The following is an 18,586-nucleotide window of genomic DNA, read 5'->3' as shown; positions in this document are numbered from 1 at the left end:
TATAGCTTCGGGGCTTCTCTATCAACCCTTTAGCACGCCGACGGCTCTTTGAATGTAAAAAGATATCAGCTCCGACGAAGGTCAATGCGGCTCGTAACAACCGATCGACCTGTAGCGGGGTCGGTATCGACGGTTGTGAGGCGCATGCCCGATGCCCCGGTTTTTTCGATCGTCATCTGCGCACGGCGGTCGCCATTGACCTCTTTTGCCCATTTGATCGCGAGGCTTATGGCATTACCAGCGCGCTTTCCGCCTAGACCCGCGGTGCCGGTGCCCGCGCCCACGTAGGAGCCGGTGTAGCTGTCACCGCTGGCCTTGAGGTTAGCGCTGATGACACGGGAAAAAACGACGAGACTGGTGCAGCGTCCATTGAGTGCGAGGGAACTTGCATTCGCGTCCGACTTGAAGCGGCAAGTGACTTTAATGGTGGGTGCGTTTGTTCGCACTTTCACCGTACCGTTACCGCTCCAATTTCCCGCCAGTGTTTTGAGGAAGGCGGATTCGTCGGCGTGGGCGGCGCCGGCCGTGAGCATTGACGCCGTCGCAGCGGCGATTGCGCAGGCAAGGATCTTAAACATCTGGCTAACTTTCGGGCCGCATAACATCCGCATCATGACGCTCGGCTCTTCGAGGAGGAGGGTGTCATATAACCGCTCGACGATGATTTGGTTCCGTATGGGCGGCATTCGATCGCGTTCCCAACACGGCGCGGACGTTTTCAACAAGATCAACGGGCCAATGATGCCCACGCACGCTGAAAGGGATTGCCGATCTACCGCCTGAAGCTTTAGATCGGTCTTGCACAATGAGATTGTGCGAGCCGGCTGGGATGGCTTCAGTTCCGCTACAGCGCCGCGCGTCTTGAGATGCGCAAAGGAGGTTGTTGCGTTTTGAACTGCTGCATAGGGGGCCGCCGACAGAAACTTTGCCAGCCCACGGGGCTGTCACATATGAGGGGGCCGACGCCTTTGATTTCGCTTGTTCTTCCTGGTCGCCCGCTCTCGTTGGCGCGCAACGTCATCTCCACGCCGAATGCTTATTTTTGGTCAACGCCCATTATCCTGGCACTGGCTGGCTTTCTATTCGTCTCGGAAGCACCAGGTGTGATCCGCGATTTCCAGATCAGCCAGAACCCTTTGACGCTCGAAAATGGCGACGTGCAAAATGGGCGATGCACGACACGCAAGGCAGTCTTTACCGATTGCGAGGCACGCCTGGTCTACAGCTACGGTGGACGAGACTACGATACCGAAGTCGAGGTCATGTTCGTCGATTTCCATACCGGCGACTATGAAACGGGTCTGGTGATATCAGCCGATCACCCGGAACTTGCGACGATGAGCCTGGGTCTGGACATGCTCTGGAACCGGATCATCACGCTTACTGTGTTTGCCGTCCTGCTTGGCGGCATGGGCCTGGGGATGATTTTTCTCGCCATCCGCATTTGGCGGGTCAAGGGCCAGTTGCTTCGGCCTGCCATGCTGACCCCTGTCCCGGTCGAGATCACCGCATTCGACCGCAAACGCGGCGTCCTTTCCATCACCTACAACGACAAGATTGCCGATGACAAAACAGGGCGATCGGCTTACACGCGCATGAAGGATGGAGAGGAGCCTCTGATCGTCGGTGAAGCCAATGGCAAGGCGATCGGATTGGCCGTGAGGCACGGCAATACTGCCCTGCCGGTGCTTCTCGACGATCGGCTGCAGCGTGTGGAGCTTACGGATAAAGAACGCACCGCAGCTCTTGCACCTTTCGCGTATCAGCAAGAACGCGATCAGAGCGTTCCGGTGTTGATCGAAGACACCAAAAGGACGGTATCGATCTGGAAGCGGGTGAAGTTTTTCTTCGGTGTGTTGCTTCTGATGGTCGTCGGTGTGGTCGGCTTCTGGCTCTGGTACATCACGACTTCCCCGACAGCATTCCAATCGCCTGGCATGGACATCAACAATCTCATGCCAGCGCCGTTGAACGAGTGGGGATGCGAGCAACTGAAGAAGCGGTTTGGTCAGGGTCGCGCGCCGTTTGGTTGCGTCGCCGACGATTATACGAGCTGGAAATAAAAAGATGGCGCCCGCTGTTTGACCGGGCGCCCTCATCATCGGTAGGGGCAATCGGCTGCGCGCGTGGAAGCGGCCGGCCAAAGCGGCACAATTCTGCACGGTTGTAGGTGCCCCGTTCGGTTGCGCGCACCGTAACCCACTCTCGCGGCTCAATCGGTAGCAACTGGGCGATCTACCGATTTTTGCATGCCTCGATGATCCGCGAAAAACCCACCACAGACCGTCGCCCACAGCCTCAACAGAAACTTAAGCTCATTACTATAATTCTAAATAACCACCACAGCGTCGTTGCGTGTGGGAGTTGGTGTTGGGAACCCGAATGCAAAGTACGGCTGGAGCACGTTTGTCCAGCTTGTTGACCAATCGCAGCAGCCGGGAGCCGGTCGTCCCGTGCGCCAAGGAGCATCGAAATGCCGCCCAAACTTTTTACCCGTATAAGTGCCAAGTTAACCGCCATGTCCGCAGCCGCCATTCTCATGGTTGCGATCTTGCTGGTGGCGGTCTGGGTCGGGGGCACCTCGGTCGGCAAGAGCTCCGATTTCGGCCGGATGCAATTGGTCATTTCCCGTGACCTGGTTGATGCGAAAGCGTCGCTACGCGGCATGATGATGGGAATGATGGAATTGCGCCTCGCGGAAAGCTCGGCCGAAGCGACGAAGGCGCGCGAGTATGTCGCCAAGCGCCATGAGTCGGTCATCAAATACCTGACAAGCGCGAGCGCCAGTATAACGCTCCAGACCAATAAGGATCGAGTGTCAAAGATCTCCGAATTGACAAGTCAGTGGATGACCGAGTTCGGGGGGCTTTCAACCGCTATCGACGCGAAGTTGGACAACTCAGCCGACGGCTCCAAGGCTGCCAGCGCGGAAAGGTCCGCTCAAGTCAAGCTCCTGACTATTGCCGATGAAATCGGATCGTTGCTCGACGAGTGTGTAACAGCGGCCAAAGGGAAAGCGGACGAAGCAGGTCAGCAGATGGCAACAGCATCTAGCTTGGCGATGCAGGTTAGTCTCGGAGCGGGATGTCTAGTGGTGATGACCCTCATCGGGTCAGCTATTTTTGGTTCCAGGGCGATCGCTCGCCCAATCGGGAAGTTGACCACCAGTATGAAACAACTGGCCGACGGCGACCTTGAGACAATCATACCGTTCGCCAGCCGACCTGACGAGATCGGCGCTATGGCGGGTGCGGTGGAAGTGTTCAAGCAGAACGGCATTAGGATGCGCCATCTCAACGCCCAGGAAACTGCGCTGCACGCTAAGAGCGCGGACCTCTCATCAAATATTTCGAAGGTGGTTGCGGCGGCGGTGGCGGGAGATTTCACCAAAAGAATTGAGACGACTTATGATAGTCCGGACCTCAATCGTTTCGCGGGAAGCGTCAATGAGCTCGTGACGTCTGTTCATCGGGGCGTCAGTGAGACCCAACGTGTGATCGCGGCGCTGGCGGAGGGAAATCTCACCGAGGAGATGGAAGGCGAATTTCAGGGGGCCTTTGGGGAGCTAAAGCGCAATGTGAATGCGACGATGGAGGGTCTTCGAACGGTTATAGCGGAAGTCGGTACCGCGATCGACACAATCAATTCTGGGACCGGTGAACTTAGCGATGCGGCCGGCGATTTGTCCAAACGAACGGAACAGCAGGCTGCTTCATTGGAGGAAACCGCTGCAGCGCTTGAGGAGATCACATCGGCGGTTAAGAATTCTACGGATCGAGCATCGGAAGCCAGTCACATGGTTGGCGAAGCGCGTCGAAGCACAGATCAATCGAGTGCGGTGGTCAGTGATGCTGTTGCCGCCATGGGTCTTATTGAACAGGCCTCCGGCGAGATTGGTCAGATCATCAGTGTCATAGACGAGATCGCCTTTCAAACGAACTTGCTTGCATTGAATGCAGGCGTCGAAGCGGCCCGCGCGGGTGAGGCCGGCAAGGGCTTCGCCGTTGTCGCGCAAGAGGTTCGCGAGCTTGCTCAGCGTTCTGCTCGCGCCGCAAAGGACATCAAGGAACTGATCACCCGTTCAAGCGGAGAGGTACGCACCGGCGTTAGCTTGGTGACCGCTACAGGAGACGCCTTGAGCCTGATCCAAACACAGGTCACCAAAATCAACGATCACGTCCACTCAATTGCGACCGCGGCAAGGGAGCAGGCAACCGGTCTCGCCGAAGTCAACACTGCCGTCAATCAGATGGACCAGGTCACGCAACAGAATGCCGCGATGGTTGAAGAGGCCACCGCAAGTACCAGCAGACTTGCGGAAGAAGTCGTCACGCTATCCAGACTGATCTCCCGCTTTAACGTAGGAGCGCGTAACATCCGCAATCCTGCTGCAGCCAGCGTCACCCATCATCACGCTCTTTCACCCTCGCCGCATCAGACGCTGGCAACTGCGGTCCGTGCAAGACACGCCCGAGCAAGTTGAGATTACGTGGGTACTGACACGGCGTCAGAAATGCTGATGTGGCGTCGGAATGTTCCGACGCCACTATGTTTCGAACCTCTTCCGTCCGTGCAGACATCGTTTATCCGCGCGGGTGGCCGAAATAGCCGCCATTAGCTCTGTCGCTGCGAACGGCGCCAAGGCTTCAAACAGAGTGGGGTCCTACGTGGAAAGAAGAGCTTCATGCTCGTGTGGTGCACTTTCCATCATCGCACGTGGAAACCCCCTAAAAATTTCCGTCTGCCATTGCGCCGCTTGTCAACGCCGGACAGGATCAAGCTTTGGGGTAGGGGTCTTTTTTGCATCGGAAACAACCGAGGAAACTGGGTTGTCTTCGACCTTCAGGAGATCGGGTGATAGCGGGAAGCTGATCGAATTCCATTTTTGTCCCACATGCGGTTCGACCGTTTTTTGGAAACCGGAGTTCAGGCCGGGTTTAACAGCAGTCGCACTTGGCTGTTTCGACGAGAAGCGAGACTTGGAGCCATCGCAGGCGGTTTACGATGAGAACCGCCACGCATGGGTATCAATAGACATCCCTCAGCAAAAGATCTGACGCCTGCTGATTTCGCTCCCTCGGCGTGCATGTCATTTGATCGATCGACATCAAGGCACGTTGCAAGACGTGTGCATCACTCTGGTCTGCGAGCATAAAACGTGTGCCATCCATCGCCGTCGCGGCTGACCCTGAAACCTGAAGTTCGAGATTAGCAGAGATGAAGACATAGTCATCCCGACCTAGCAGAGTAGCGATGTGGAGATCCCACGTGCCGGCGATATTCCGTCCCCGGAACCCTGACCTGAATCCGCTTGGACCACCTTATGCCGCGAAAATGGTTTTTGGGGACCGTCATACTCAATATGCCCGATGCGGCACCACCCACCTTAGCCACAGGATAGGGAACATGCAGACGTCGAGTGGCGTTCGCGTGGAAGCCTGCAGATAAGAAGGCCTGCGATTTTCGCTGCCTCATCCAAGCCAATAAAGGATGCCGCCAAGTGACTGAACGTATGATCAAGTTTGACGACGTCGAGATTGCCACTCAGGCTTTCGGCAATCCGGCGCATGAGCCGATCCTGCTCATCATGGGCGCCATGGCTTCCATGTTGTGGTGGCCGGACGGATTCTGCCAAAAGCTTGCTGATCACGAGTTCTATGTCCTCCGCTACGATAATCGAGACACCGGCCGCTCAACGATCTACCCGCCGGGGGAGCCGCCCTATGCGATGGACGACATGGCCGAGGACGCCACAAGGGTACTTGATGGCTACGGCATAGATCGCGCCAATCTGATTGGAATGTCGTTGGGCGGCACGATCGCCCAGATCGCGGCACTGTCAAATCCGAAGCGCGTCAAGACACTAACACTGATCTCCACCACGCCGGTGGGCGTTGATACCAGTGCTCTACCCCACACTACCGACGCCTACATGGAGCACGCAGCGACGGGTGAGAACGTCGATTGGACAGACAATGCCCAGGTGATCGAATTCCTCGTCAAGGATACCCAGATGATCGCCGGTTCGGCGCACCCTTACGATGAACGGCAGGCGCGCGCCTTTGTTGAACGTGACGTCAAACGGGCCCAAAACTTCGTCAGCGCTACCAATCATTTCATGGTGAAGGGCGGCCAGACCTTAAGGAGCAAACTGGCTGAACTTGCCGCGCCGCTCCTTGTCATACACGGAACGGCTGATCCGATTTATCCCGTTGAGCACGGCGAATTGCTGGCACGAACCGTCAAGGGAGCAAAGCTCATTCGGCTCGAAGGCGGTGGCCACGAAATTCATCTCCAGGATTGGCAGGAGATCACTTCTGCTATCGAAGCCCATTGCGGTCGGTAGCTTGTGGCATCAAGAAGCAGGCAGGGGCCCACCGACCAACAGCTACGCCCTTCCGTACATCCGGCTCGCGCGCAGCAGGCGTTGCGAATAGGGGTGTTCGACCGCACCTCTTCGGAGGGCGCCGACATCGACCTGTTCGACGATTTCGCCCGCTTCCATGATGGCGACGCGGCTGCACATATGCGAGACGACGGCGAGGTCGTGGCTGACGAGCAGATAGGTCAGACCGCGATTGACGCGCAAATCCTGGAGGAGATTGAGGATCTCGGCCTGAACTGACACGTCGAGCGCCGATGTCGGTTCGTCGAGAAGCAGAACGTCCGGATTCAGCATCAGCGCGCGGGCGATGGCCACGCGCTGGCGCTGGCCGCCGGAGAGCTGGTGCGGAAATCGGTAGCTCAGCGCCGGATCGAGGCCGACCGATCTCAGGACGGCGTTGACGTCGACGGAATTCGTATCGAGGCCCTGGTTGCGCAGCGGTTCTTTCAGCTGCGAGCGGATGGTCTTGCGGGGATGGAGGGATCCGTAGGGGTCCTGGAACACCATCTGCACCCGGCGGAAGAATGGCCGACTGCGCCGTTGACTTAACGGCTCGCCGTGGAGCTCGATCCGGCCGTCATAGTTGGCGTTGAGGCCGGAAAGCGCCCTCAAGACAGTGGACTTCCCGCAGCCGGACTCGCCGACCAGACCGAAAGCAGTTCCCTTTTCGATGGCGAAGCTTACGTCTCGAACGACAGGCCGCTGCCCGGGTCCGAAACGGACCGTAAGATTGTCGATTTTAATCACCGCGGCGGCTCCAATGCGAATTCTTCAAGCCAGGCCGGATCTCGTTTAAGGATCGGCAGCCGGGCAGGGGGATCTTCGATCGTCGGCAGGGATGCCAACAATCCTTGCGTATAAGGATGTCGGGCCTTGTCGAGATCGCGCGCTTCGAGCACTTCCACGACCCGCCCCGCATACATGATGAGGACGCGATCGCAGAAATTCCGGATGAGATTGAGGTCGTGGCTGATGAAGATCAGACCGAGATTGCGGCGCAAGACGAGCTCGTCGAGCAGTGCCAGGATCTCGAGCCTCACCGTCACGTCGAGCGCTGACGTCGGCTCGTCTGCGATCAGCACTTCGGGTTCGGCAATCAGCATCATGGCGATCATCGCCCGCTGACCCATGCCACCCGAGATTTCGTGCGGGTAAAGGCGGGCAACACGCTCGGGATCACGGATCTGGACGGCTTCGAGCATATCGAGCGCTTGCCTGTAGGTCTTGCTCTTGCTCACCCTCGGATGATGGAAGCGGTAGGTCTCGGCGATCTGTTCGCCGATCCGCATGACGGGATTGAGCGAATATTTCGGGTCCTGCAGGATCAGGCCGATCCGCCGGCCCCTGATCGTCATCATCGTTTTTTCGTTCGCCTTGAGCAGATCGACGTCGCGAAACCGCATCCGCTCGGCATTGACGATGGCGGTCGGTGGCAGCAGCTTCATGATGGCGCGGCCGACGGTCGACTTTCCCGATCCGGATTCACCGACGATTCCGAGCTTTTCCTGACCAAGCGAAAAGCTCACGCCGCGCACGGCCCGCACCTGTCCGCCGCCAAATGCGATTTCGAGATTTTGAATATCGATCAAGGGCTCTGTCATTCTGAACCTCGGGGATCGAGAACATCGCGAAGCGCATCGCCGACGAGGTTGAAGGCGAGGCTGACGAGCGCAATGGCAATGCCGGGTGCTGCGATGACCCAGGGGCTGTCGAGCATGAATTCACGTCCGCTGGCGGCCATCGACCCCCATTCCGGCCATGGCGGCTGCGCGCCGAGGCCGAGGAAGCCGAGACCGGCGGCAGTGATGATGATGCCGGCCATATTGAGGGTGACGCGGACGATCACTGAGGGAATGCACATCGGCAGGATGTGACGAGTGATGATCGCGAGTGATGTCGCGCCTTGCAGGCGCACGGCGGCGATGTAATCCGCCTTGCGCAGGCTGAGCGTCTCGGCGCGCGCAAGACGCGCGATCGGTGGCCAGGCCGTCAGTGAAATCGCGATGATCGCATTGGTGATGCCCGGACCGAGCGCTGCGGCAAAACCCAGCGCCAGCACGAGACCGGGGAAGGAGAGAAAAATATCGGTGACGCGCATCAGGATTTCGTCGACGAGGCCGCCGAAATAACCTGAGACGGTGCCGATCAGCAGGCCGAGCGGGGCGACGATGACCGTGACGAGCATGATGATGTAGAGCGTCGTGCGGGCGCCATAGATCACCCGGGAAAAGACGTCGCGGCCGAAATTGTCGGTGCCGAGCCAATGGCTCGCCGATGGCGCGGCAAGCCGCCCGGCCATGTCCTGAACGATCGGATCGTAGCTCGTCAGCAGGGGTGCGGCCAGCGCCACGGCGATCAGCAGCAGGATAATGGCCAGTCCCGCCAGACCAAGCGGGTGCAGGCTGAATTTCCGCCAGCCTTGATGAATCTGCTGCGCCGATGACTGGAACCAGCCTCGAGGCTCCGGTGCGAGCAGCCAGTTGCGGAGGCCGCCGGTGTTGACGCTGTCTGCGTGCTCAGAGGAGATCGTCATGGCGTCACCGTGTCCTCGGATCAAGAATGCGATAAAGGAAGTCCGACAGGATGTTGATCGTCAGGAAGACGGCGCCGATCGTCAGCACCGAACCCATGACCACGTTCATGTCGTTCATCTGCAGCCCCCGCGTCAGGTACTGGCCGAGCCCCGGCCACCCGAAGACGGTCTCGATCAGCACCGCGCCTTCGAGCAGCCCGCCGAAGGTCAGCGCCATGATCGTCAGGAGCTGTACGCGGATGTTCTTGAATGCATGGCGCCAGACCACCTTGCGGGTGCCAAGCCCCTTGGCCCGGGCGGTGATGATGTATTCCTGGCTCAGTTGCTCCAGCATGAAGCTTCGCGACATGCGGCTGATATAGGCGACGGAATAGTAGCCGAGGATGGCGGCCGGCAGGATGATGTGGCCAAGGGCGTTGTAAAACACGTCCCATTGGCCCTGAATCGCTGCGTCGATCAGGAGAAAGCCCGTCATCGGCGTGACGAGGCCTTCATAGAAGACATCGATCCGGCCCGAGGCGCCGACGAGCTTCAGCTTCGCATAAAAGACGAAGAGTGCCATCAGCCCGGTCCAGAAGATCGGGATGGAGTGGCCGGCAAGGGCGACGATCCGCGCAATGTGGTCGATAACGGTTCCCCGCCTGACCGCGGCGGTGATCCCTAAGGGAATGCCGACGATCGCCCCGATGATCATGGCGATGATCGCAAGTTCGATCGTTGCGGGAAAGATTGTCAGGAGATCGGTGAGGATCGGCTGGCCCGTCGTCGCCGACATGCCGAGATCGCCTGTGGCGATCTTGCCGACGTAGGAGAGGAACTGCATCCAGATCGGCTGCCCGAGACCCAGCTCGTTATAGACGCGATCGTAAACATCCTTGCTGACCTCCGCCCCGGTGATGGCGAGCACCGGGTCGGCGGGCAGCAGGCGGCCCATCGAGAAGGTCAGGAAGAGCAGGCCAAGCAGCGTCGTCACGACTGCCACGACGCGTCCCGCCAGGCGCCGCAGCAGGCTCAGCGCCGGGTGCGGGGCCGCCTCGGCGAACCCGCCCTCCGTGGAACCACGGCTGCTCTCAGACTTCGATGTCAGATCGGCGCTCGCCACGGCGTTCTACTCCTTGGTCACGTCATGCCAGCGCGTCGACCATGTCGTATGCCCGTGATAGCCCTTGACGTTGGCGCGCATGACATAGGGGTCGGTTCGCTGGAAGAAGATGACCAGCGGCGAAGCCATGCCGGCATAGATGCCATCCATCTTCTTGAAGATGTCTGTGCGCTTTTCCGTGTCGCGCTCCTTCATCGATTGGTCGATGAGCGTGTTGAGCTCGTCCACCTTCATGCCCGTGCGCCAGAGGTAATAGCTGCCGAGGCGTGCCTCGTCGCTATTGTCGGGGTTGAAGGCATATTGCGTGGCGACCGCGAAGGGATCGGGCAGGCGGGCGCCGGAATTGCCGAGCAGCACTTCGAATTTGCGCTCGCGGAAGGCGGGCGTGAACTCGCCGGGCACGAGATCGAGATCAAGGCCGGCAGCGCGCGCACTCGCCTGCAGCGCTTCGGCGAAGGGCAGGGTCGCGGCTCCCGACGGATTGAGCACCTTCTTCAGGCCATTGGGATATCCGGCTTCCGCCAGCAACTGCTTGGCCTTGGCGGGATCGTAATCGTAGCGGACCGCCGCCTCACCGGGAGCGCCGATCATGCCGCGCGGGATCATCGACTGCCAGGGAAAGCCCGTATAGCGCATGATGTTGCCGGAGATCGCTTTCCAGTCGAAGGCATGCTGGAAGGCCTCGCGAACCTTTGGCTTCTGCAGATCCGGGTCTTTCTGATTGAGGGCGATATAGTAGAAGCCGAGACCCGGGACATTCTCGATGACCATGTCCTTCTTGGTGGCGAGCGCATCGAGGTCGCCGCTTGAAACATATTGGCCGACATCGACGTCGCCGGCTTCGAGCTGAAGCCGGAGATTGCCGGATTCCGGGATGTGACGGGCAACGACACGGGCCATGGCCGGCTTGCCGCCCCAATATTTCGGCTGGGCATTGAAGATCGCGACATCGTTCGGCCGCCACTGCGCCAGGCTGAATGGGCCGCTGCCGGCGGAATTGGCGGAAAGCCAGGCGCCGCCAAAATCGCTGTTTGCCTCGTGCGACAGTACCGTCTTCTTGTCGACGATGCCGATCGACGAGCCCGCCAGCGAATAGAGCACCAGATCGGTATTGACCGCCTGCGGCAGCTCGATCTCGAGCGTGTGTTCGTCTTTTGCGCGAACGAGCTTTTCGACGTTTTCAGGCGTGAAGCCCCAGAGCGCGATGTCGGTGGAGCCGACCTGGCCCATCTTGATGACGCGCTGGATCGACCAGGCCGCATCCTCGGCGGTGACCTTGTTGCCGCTCTGGAAGACCGCGTCGTCGCGTAATGTCAGCGTGATGATCTTGCCATCCGCCGAGACACTCCATTGCTTCGCGAGCATCGGCTTCAGCGTTTTAAGGTCGTCCGGCGACAGCTGCACGAGATTGTCGTAAATATTCGAGATCAGTTCGGAAACCGTGCGGGCATTGTTCTGCGCCGGATCGAGCGTCCTTATGCCGGTGAGATTGGTGCCGATCACCAGCATATTGGGCGGCGACGCCGCGAAGCTGGGCTGCGCCGTCATCATGGCGCCGGTAATTGCGATCGTTGTCAGTACTTGTCTCAGCATCTCAAGACCTCCCAATCCTGTTGTTGGCGGAAATAGAGCAATTCCAGGAAAAGTGCGAAGCGATGTTCCGTGCGAAATTGCGTAAAAACAAAGGGTTAGAGCGGCTCTGCGCTTCCATGAAAAGTTGAGCCGCGCTCGTGTTGAACTCAGCCGGCCGCCTTTGCGGAATCCTGCTGGTGTGGATCGATCTGGTTGTTACCGGCGGCATCCCAGCGTTGAAGCAGCCGATGGAGTTCCTCGCGATCGTGCCGATCGAGCAGCGGCAATCCCGGCACGCGCACGGGGCCGACATCGAGGCCGGAATAGGTGACGGCCTCCTTGACGACAGTCACGTTCGCGCCATTGCGGAATTTCGTCCGCATCCGCTCGAATGGTTCAAGCTGGTTGACGATAGCCCTGGCCGCGCCGAAGTCTCCTCTTTCGAGCGCATTGTGAACGGCAAGCGACAGATGCGGTGCGACATTGACGAGGCCGGATGTGAAGCCGCGCGCACCCGCAGCCGTAAATGTCGGCGCCCAACTCTCCGCCAGGCCGCAGACGAACAGTGCGCCGGCCGGATCGGCCGCAGCGATCGCTCTGGAAAGCAGCATCAGATCGGTCGTGGCAAATTTGATGCCGGCAATATTGCCGTGGTTTGCGAGACGAATGATATCGTCGACGCCGAAACCTTCTGCCCTGACATAGGCGACGAGCGGCAGGGTGGAAGCATCCGCAAGATTGCAGAAATAGTCGATCTGGGCCGAAGGTGCTGCGAAAGGATCGACGGGCTGATGAGACATGACGGCGGATGCGCCGATCGTCGCCGCATCTTTCGCCATGCCGATCGCCTCGCGCAGCGACCGGCCGATTGCCGCCGTCACCGGCGCCTTGCCGTTGACGCCTGAAACCGCCGCCTCATGGACGATCCGGATTTCCTGCGGCGTCAGAGCATAGAATTCCCCGGTATTGCCGGCAGCGACGATGTTGTGAATGCCGGCTGCCGCCACCCGCTCATAGACTTTCGCCGTGATCCGTGGTTCGACTTCACCTTTGCCGTCATAGGCGGTGACGGGAACACCCGATACGCCTGTAAGCGCCTTGCGCATGGTTGCGATGCTCATCTTTCTTCCCCGTTATCTTTCATCAATCCGCCGTCACCCGAAGGGTGATCGGCCGCTGCCATCCCGGAGGGATGATTGGCCCCGAAGCGAAACGGCGGCAGGCCCTCTGCATCCACATCGAAGGCGATGACCTTCCCCGCCTCGAAACGTCCGGTGCGGTCTGTCGACAGGCTCGTGACGTAGAGGGTGCGCAGATTCGGCCCCCCGAAACACGGCATCGTCGGTGCAGCGACCGGCAGAATGTAGATTTCGACGATGTCGCCTTCAGGCGAAATACGGTTGAGGTGACCGGCGGAAACCCCGGCGCTCCAGTAGAACCCGTCACGATCGGTTGTCGCTCCATCCGGCCGACCCTCGTCTTCCGTGAAGCTGCGAAGCCGGCGCCCATCGCCGAGGTCGCCCGTATCAGGATCGAAATCGAATGCCTGCAGGAAGCATTGCCGGCTGTCGGAATGATACATCCGCCGGCCGTCCGGCGACCAGGCAAGGCCATTGGAGCTCGTCAGTTTCGTGGCCACGGTCCGCGTGCTGCCGTCGGCGCCCACGCGGAAAAGTGCGGCCTCATCGATCTGTGGCTTGGATTCGCTGATCGAGCCGATCCAGAAGTGCCCGTCGGGACCGACCTTTCCATCGTTGAGGCGGCAATTGATGTCGCGTCCGACCGGATCGGACACAAACTCGAAATCTCCGGAGACGGGATCGAAGAGATGGACGCCTGTCTGGAGCGCCACGACGATCCTTTGATCGCGGCAAAGCCCGAGCGCGCCGATGGCGGCCGGCATCTCAAAGCGGTCGTTCTTTCCTGAAGCCGAGAGCCGAACGAGTGCTGGCGCCAGAATATCGACGAACCACAAAGTGCCGGTCTCGTCGTCCCATACCGGCGATTCACCGACCGTCAGCGGCTGCTCGCTCACGGAGCGGACGTCCGGGCGGATGATCCGAGGCGCCGTCATTCAACCGTCTCCAGGCTCTTGGCCAGACCCTCGGCGTCGCGCATGCGGATGGTGCCGTCGTGATTGATCTCACAGAACCCGCCTCCCTGGAACGCCAGCGCGACCGGCCCTTCGGATCCCTCTTCGATGCGGGCGTGATCACGCGGCCGGTCCTGTGGTTGGTAGCCCAATCGTGCCGCCAGACCGTTGTCCCACCACATCTCTTCGGTGTCCGAAACGCCGTAGACCACTGTTGCTGCGATCAACGGGTGCGACAGGCCGATCCTGACCAATTGCGCCAGGTCTCGCGCGCTGATCCAAATCGCAACCGATCGTTCGCTATTGGGATAGGTGCCCGCATTGCCGATGCGGATGGAAAGAGAGCGAATGCCTGACGTGTCGTAATAAAGCCCCGCCACAAGTTCGCCCCAGCATTTGGAAAGTCCATAGGGGCTATCGGGGCGCATCGGGTCGAGCGGCGACACCAGCTGGCCGCGCGGATAAAAGCCCGTGGCATGATTGCTCGATGCATAGACGACCCGCTGGACCTTGTTGATCCGCGCCGCTTCGTAGAGATTGTATGTCCCAAGCACGTTCGCATGCAGAATGGCGTTCATGTCGATGCCGCTTGCGATACCTGCCAAATGGACGACGCCGTCGATATCCTTCAGCGCAGCCGTCGCCTCGTCGAGCTTTGTAAAGTCGGCCCTGACGAAAGTCTCGTTTTCGCCAAGCCCGTCAGGCTCCTGCAAATCGATCAGGCTGAGGTGCTCGAAATGCGACCGAAGAAGCGGGCGCAGCAGCGTCCCCACACGTCCGGCAGCACCCGTCACAGCGACCCGTTTCATCGTCTCTCCTCCCATTATCGCTCAAACGCCCTGGAACATGCGGGCGCGAGCATTCAGTATGTGTTTCTTCATCGCATCGTGCGCTTCGGTTTCCCGGTGCGCGAAGATCGCCTCGACGATCACCGCATGCTCATCCTGGACGCTGCGGATCTGTTCCGGCGTCCGCTTCAGGCTCAAGCTTCGCGTAACGGAATGCCCGATGGCGAAATGCGGCTTGAACCACTCGCGCATGGTGATGTGGAACTGGTTACCGGTCGCCATGGCAATTGCATCATGCAGAGCCTGGTCCTCCTCGGCACCAAGCTCCCCATCGCGCAAGCATTGCTCGATCGAAAGAAGCGCTGCCATTATCCGCTCCCTGTCGTCCGGTTGCCAGTTTCGTGCCGCAAGCTCAGCCGCCTCGGCTTCGAGACCGGCGCGAAATTCGAAGAACCGCTGGACATCGGCCAAGGAGCCGACCGGCACCATTTTCAGCATCGACGAATCCGGCCTTTGCCTGACATAGGAACCGGAACCTTTGCGCGAAACGACCAACCCATCGGCTCTCAAGCGTTCGAGCGCTTCGCGCACGACGGGTCTCGATGCGCCGAAATCAGCGGCCAGCTTCGTCTCCGGCGGCAGTCGTTCGTTCACCGGAAAGTTGCCGTCGGCGATCATCCCCACGATCTTCTCGTAGATGATGTCGCTGAAGCGCGTTGCGCCCCTGTTCGAACCGGCATCGACCGCGAATGTCACCATGGTCCTTTTCTCTCAACGCCGCGTGCGCCGTGGCTGTCGCCGGCCATGATGTTCAAGGCGGTGCACAGCATCTGACAGATTCAACGTTTTTGGTCTTGTTGGTCGCATTTCGGCGGCGCAACATGGCGTTTCAATGCTGCATGGCTACAAAATTTGTAATTATCTGTCAACTCTTGTAATCATTTGAGAACGTGTCTATGGTTTCGCTCGTCGCGCCGAGGAGGGCGTCAGCGTCGGGTCGGGAGCCCGACGCATCAGCCGGTGCAAAGGCTGCGCCGGCGCAAAAGGGAGGAATTCGATGGCCAAAGAAATACTGTCGCGTGGCGTCACCCGCCGCGCCGTGCTTGGTGGCATGGCTGGTGTCGCGGCGCTGTCTATCGCCGGTCGCGTGTCTGCCGCAGGTGGTGAAGCGCCGGCACTTGCGCAACTCGCCAAGGACGGAAAGCTGCCGCCGCTCGCCGAGCGCCTGCCGAAAAAGCCGATGGTCGTGACGCCGTTCGAGAAAGTCGGCACCTATGGCGGTTCGCTGCGCCGCGGCCTTCGCGGTTCATCCGACCATAACGGCATCCTGCGTATGGTCGGCAACCAGAGCCTTGTGCGATGGAACCTCGACTTTACCGCCGTGCAGCCGAACCTTGCCGAACGCTGGGAAGTCAGCGACGACGCAACACAATTCACGTTCCATCTGATCGAAGGCGTGCGCTGGTCGGACGGTCATCCCTTTACGGCCGATGACGTCGTTTTCGCGATCGAAGACTGCGTCAAGAACACCGAGCTCTACAGCTCGACACCGGCGCAGCTTGCCGTCGCCGGCAAGCCGGTGACCGTCGAGAAGATCGACGATTACACGGTGAAGTTCACCTTTGCCGCGGCCAATGCGCTTTATCTGGAGAACCTCGCCACGCCGCTTGGTCAGCATCCGACGCTGTTCCCGAAGCATTACTGCAGCCAGTTCCTGCCGAAATATAATCCCAATATCGAGGCCGATGCGAAGAAGGCCGGCGTCACCAGCTGGACGGAGCTGTTCCGCAGCCGTTGCGGCGACATCGAGATCCCGTCGCGATGGGGCAATGTCGACAAGCCGACGCTCGATCCATGGGTGGTCAAGGAGCCCTATGCCGGCGGTGCGACGCGTGTCGTCATGACCCGCAATCCCTATTTCTGGCAGGTCGATACCGAGGGCAACCAGCTTCCCTACATCGATGAAATCAACTTCGGCATCTCACAGGACGTCGAATCGCTGATGCTGAACGTCATCTCTGGAAAGATCGACATACAGGAACGCCACATCAGCGTGCTCGCCAACAAGCCGACGCTGTCCAAGAACATGGAAAAGGGCGATTATCGGCTGCTGACGCTCGTGCCTTCGGCCTCGCAACAGTGCCAGATCTATTTCAACATCACCCACAAAGATCCTGCCATGCGCAAGATGTTTGCCGACAAGGCGTTCCGGCAAGCGCTTTCGATCGGCATCAATCGCCAGGAGCTCATCGACATCGTCTATTTCGGACAGAGCGAGCCCTACCAGGCAGGGCCGCGTCCGACCCATCCGTGGTATAACGAAAAATACGCGCGCCAATTCACCGAATTCGACGCCGACAAGGCAGGCGCGATGCTCGATGAGGCCGGCTACAAGAAAGGCGGCGACGGTTTCCGCCTCCGGCCCGACGGCCAGAAGGTGTTCTTCTCGATCGACGTCATTCCGACGCTTTATCCCGACCTCGTCGATGCCCTGGAACTGGTCAAGGCGCATTGGGCTCAGATCGGTGTCGACATGAAGGTCAACACGATCGAGCGGGCGCTCTACTACACCCGCGGCGACGACAACGCCCATGACGCGGCGGTGTGGCCGGGTCCTGGCGGTCTCGATCCAATGCTCGATCCGCGCGATTTCTTCGCCTTCCATCCGCAGGGTTCGCGTTACGCCATTCCGTGGACGCTTTGGTACACCTCCAACGGCGCACGCGGCGAAGAACCGCCAGAAAGCCAGAAGAAGCGCATGAAGCTCTTCGACGAAGCGCGTTCGACGGCCGATCTCGACAAGCGCGGCGCGATCATGAAGCAGATCTTCGACATCGCGGCCGAGGAGTTCGAGACCGTCGGCCTTTGCCTTGCCGTCGGCGGTTTCGGCATCATCCGCAACAATCTGCGCAATGTTCCCGAGAAGGAGCCGGATAGCTGGTCCTGGCCCAATCCCGGTCCGGCAATGCCGCAGCAATTCACCTTCACGAGCTGATTTTCGTCATAAGCGCCGTACCATCAGGTGCGGCGCTTACTTTCAGTTCGCTCTCCGAGATGCCTTGCCGGCCCTGACGGCCGACAAGGCCCGGAAGGCGGCGTTCAATGCAAGAGGCGCCCCATGCTGGTCTTCATCGCCAAACGCTTCCTATGGATGATCCCATCGCTGTTTGCCGTCAGCTTCCTGGCTTTCGTGCTGATCCAGCTGCCGCCGGGCGATTATGTCACGACCTATATTGCGACGCTGGCAGCCTCCAACGAGATCGTCGATCAGAACACGGCGGCGCAATTGCGCGAGCGCTTCGGCCTCGGCGACCCGATGCTCGTCCAATATTTCAAATGGATATGGGGCATTCTCACACGCGGCGATTTCGGCATTTCCTTCGAATGGCAGCAGCCGGTCTCTGACCTGATCTGGGAGCGCATGGCGCTGACGCTCGTTCTGGCTCTGTCGACATTGATCGCCACCTGGGCGATCGCGCTGCCGATCGGCGTCTATTCCGCCGTGCGCAAATATTCGATCGGCGACTATTTCTTCACCGCCTTCACCTTTTTCGGCCTAGCCGTTCCGTCCTTCCTGCTGGCGCTGGTGCTGATGTATGTCGCGGCGGTCGAATTCGGCCAGGATGTCGGCGGGCTCTTTTCGCCGGAATACGAGAACGCGTCCTGGAGCTTCGCCAAAATGGTCGACCTCTTCTCGCATCTCTGGCTTCCCGTCATCATCCTTGCCGTCTCCTCGACGGCGAGCCTCATCCGCGTCATGCGCGCCAACATGCTCGATGAATTGCCGAAGCCATACGTCACCACGGCACGGGCAAAAGGTCTCTCAGAGTTCCGGCTGCTGATGAAATATCCGCTGATGATCGCCCTCAATCCGTTCATCTCGACGATTGCCTGGCTGCTGCCCAACCTCATCTCCGGCTCGGTCGTCGTCGCCATCGTCCTCAATCTGCCGACGGCCGCACCTTTGCTGCTGCAGGCGCTGATGGCTCAGGACATGTATCTCGCCGGCGCCTTCGTCCTGCTGATCTGCGCGCTGACGCTGATAGGCTCTCTGATCAGCGACATCCTGCTTGCGCTGGTCGATCCCCGCATTCGGTTGGAATAGGAGCCCCAC

16 protein-coding genes are annotated in these 18,586 nt (G+C 59.7%); 6 read left to right on the top strand and 10 right to left on the bottom strand.

What is annotated here, in order from left to right:
• Positions 1 to 65: 65 nt before the first annotated feature.
• Positions 66 to 686: a hypothetical protein gene (locus ACM5SV_RS00600; protein ID WP_012755510.1), complete on the bottom strand. Its 621-nt coding sequence runs from the start codon at positions 684 to 686 to the stop codon at positions 66 to 68.
• A 264-nt stretch (positions 687 to 950) separates the two neighbouring features.
• Here ACM5SV_RS00600 and ACM5SV_RS00595 point away from each other — a divergent pair, with 264 nt between their 5' ends.
• The 4 genes from ACM5SV_RS00595 to ACM5SV_RS00580 all read left to right on the top strand — a co-directional run bounded on the left by ACM5SV_RS00595 (position 951) and on the right by ACM5SV_RS00580 (position 6,346).
• Positions 951 to 2,063 carry a hypothetical protein gene (locus ACM5SV_RS00595; RefSeq protein WP_012755511.1) on the top strand — a complete coding sequence of 371 codons (1,113 nt, stop codon included), beginning with the start codon at positions 951 to 953 and terminating at the stop codon, positions 2,061 to 2,063.
• A gap of 410 nt (positions 2,064 to 2,473) precedes the next feature.
• The gene (locus tag ACM5SV_RS00590) at positions 2,474 to 4,483 is read left to right on the top strand and encodes a methyl-accepting chemotaxis protein (protein WP_222016235.1); all 2,010 of its coding nucleotides are present in this window, start codon (positions 2,474 to 2,476) and stop codon (positions 4,481 to 4,483) included.
• Positions 4,484 to 4,667: 184 nt separating this feature from the next.
• Positions 4,668 to 5,057 carry a GFA family protein gene (locus tag ACM5SV_RS00585; protein ID WP_012755513.1) on the top strand — a complete coding sequence of 130 codons (390 nt, stop codon included), beginning with the start codon at positions 4,668 to 4,670 and terminating at the stop codon, positions 5,055 to 5,057.
• A 443-nt stretch (positions 5,058 to 5,500) separates the two neighbouring features.
• A complete protein-coding gene (locus ACM5SV_RS00580) occupies positions 5,501 to 6,346 on the top strand; it encodes an alpha/beta fold hydrolase (RefSeq protein ID WP_419424882.1) in 846 nt (281 codons plus the stop codon).
• A gap of 42 nt (positions 6,347 to 6,388) precedes the next feature.
• Here ACM5SV_RS00580 and ACM5SV_RS00575 read toward each other — a convergent pair whose 3' ends face one another.
• The 9 genes from ACM5SV_RS00575 to ACM5SV_RS00535 all read right to left on the bottom strand — a co-directional run bounded on the left by ACM5SV_RS00575 (position 6,389) and on the right by ACM5SV_RS00535 (position 15,228).
• Positions 6,389 to 7,132 (bottom strand): ABC transporter ATP-binding protein, encoded by a 744-nt coding sequence (locus ACM5SV_RS00575; RefSeq protein WP_003562653.1) that lies wholly within the window; start codon positions 7,130 to 7,132, stop codon positions 6,389 to 6,391.
• Positions 7,129 to 7,986, bottom strand: a complete 858-nt coding sequence (locus ACM5SV_RS00570; RefSeq protein WP_012755515.1) for an ABC transporter ATP-binding protein — start codon at positions 7,984 to 7,986, stop codon at positions 7,129 to 7,131. Before ACM5SV_RS00570 ends, ACM5SV_RS00575 begins: the two co-directional genes overlap by 4 nt.
• Positions 7,983 to 8,918: an ABC transporter permease gene (locus ACM5SV_RS00565; protein WP_003562648.1), complete on the bottom strand. Its 936-nt coding sequence runs from the start codon at positions 8,916 to 8,918 to the stop codon at positions 7,983 to 7,985. The genes ACM5SV_RS00570 and ACM5SV_RS00565 overlap by 4 nt, the downstream gene beginning before the upstream one ends.
• 4 nt (positions 8,919 to 8,922) lie before the next feature.
• A complete protein-coding gene (locus ACM5SV_RS00560) occupies positions 8,923 to 10,020 on the bottom strand; it encodes an ABC transporter permease (protein WP_012755516.1) in 1,098 nt (365 codons plus the stop codon).
• A 6-nt stretch (positions 10,021 to 10,026) separates the two neighbouring features.
• The gene (locus tag ACM5SV_RS00555; protein WP_003562644.1) at positions 10,027 to 11,613 is read right to left on the bottom strand and encodes an ABC transporter substrate-binding protein; all 1,587 of its coding nucleotides are present in this window, start codon (positions 11,611 to 11,613) and stop codon (positions 10,027 to 10,029) included.
• Between the two features lie 146 nt (positions 11,614 to 11,759).
• Positions 11,760 to 12,713: a dihydrodipicolinate synthase family protein gene (locus ACM5SV_RS00550; protein ID WP_003562642.1), complete on the bottom strand. Its 954-nt coding sequence runs from the start codon at positions 12,711 to 12,713 to the stop codon at positions 11,760 to 11,762.
• Positions 12,710 to 13,666 carry an SMP-30/gluconolactonase/LRE family protein gene (locus ACM5SV_RS00545; protein ID WP_017996300.1) on the bottom strand — a complete coding sequence of 319 codons (957 nt, stop codon included), beginning with the start codon at positions 13,664 to 13,666 and terminating at the stop codon, positions 12,710 to 12,712. The genes ACM5SV_RS00550 and ACM5SV_RS00545 overlap by 4 nt, the downstream gene beginning before the upstream one ends.
• A complete protein-coding gene (locus ACM5SV_RS00540; RefSeq protein ID WP_003562638.1) occupies positions 13,663 to 14,493 on the bottom strand; it encodes an NAD-dependent epimerase/dehydratase family protein in 831 nt (276 codons plus the stop codon). Before ACM5SV_RS00540 ends, ACM5SV_RS00545 begins: the two co-directional genes overlap by 4 nt.
• Before the next feature lie 21 nt (positions 14,494 to 14,514).
• Positions 14,515 to 15,228, bottom strand: a complete 714-nt coding sequence (locus ACM5SV_RS00535; RefSeq protein ID WP_041935769.1) for a FadR/GntR family transcriptional regulator — start codon at positions 15,226 to 15,228, stop codon at positions 14,515 to 14,517.
• Between the two features lie 301 nt (positions 15,229 to 15,529).
• On the opposite strand from ACM5SV_RS00535, the gene ACM5SV_RS00530 reads away from it, so the two are divergent.
• Both ACM5SV_RS00530 and ACM5SV_RS00525 read left to right on the top strand, forming a co-directional pair.
• Positions 15,530 to 17,467, top strand: coding sequence for an ABC transporter substrate-binding protein (locus ACM5SV_RS00530; RefSeq protein ID WP_012755519.1), 1,938 nt, complete (start codon positions 15,530 to 15,532; stop codon positions 17,465 to 17,467).
• Positions 17,468 to 17,590: 123 nt separating this feature from the next.
• Positions 17,591 to 18,577 (top strand): ABC transporter permease, encoded by a 987-nt coding sequence (locus ACM5SV_RS00525; protein WP_003562632.1) that lies wholly within the window; start codon positions 17,591 to 17,593, stop codon positions 18,575 to 18,577.
• Positions 18,578 to 18,586 lie beyond the last annotated feature (9 nt).

Origin of the sequence: Rhizobium sp. CRRU65 (assembly GCF_048551595.1) — a bacterium.
Lineage (GTDB): Bacteria > Pseudomonadota > Alphaproteobacteria > Rhizobiales > Rhizobiaceae > Rhizobium > Rhizobium leguminosarum_J.
The sequence above is the reverse complement of the archived record's forward strand: the minus strand, read 5'-3'. Positions and strand labels throughout refer to the sequence as shown.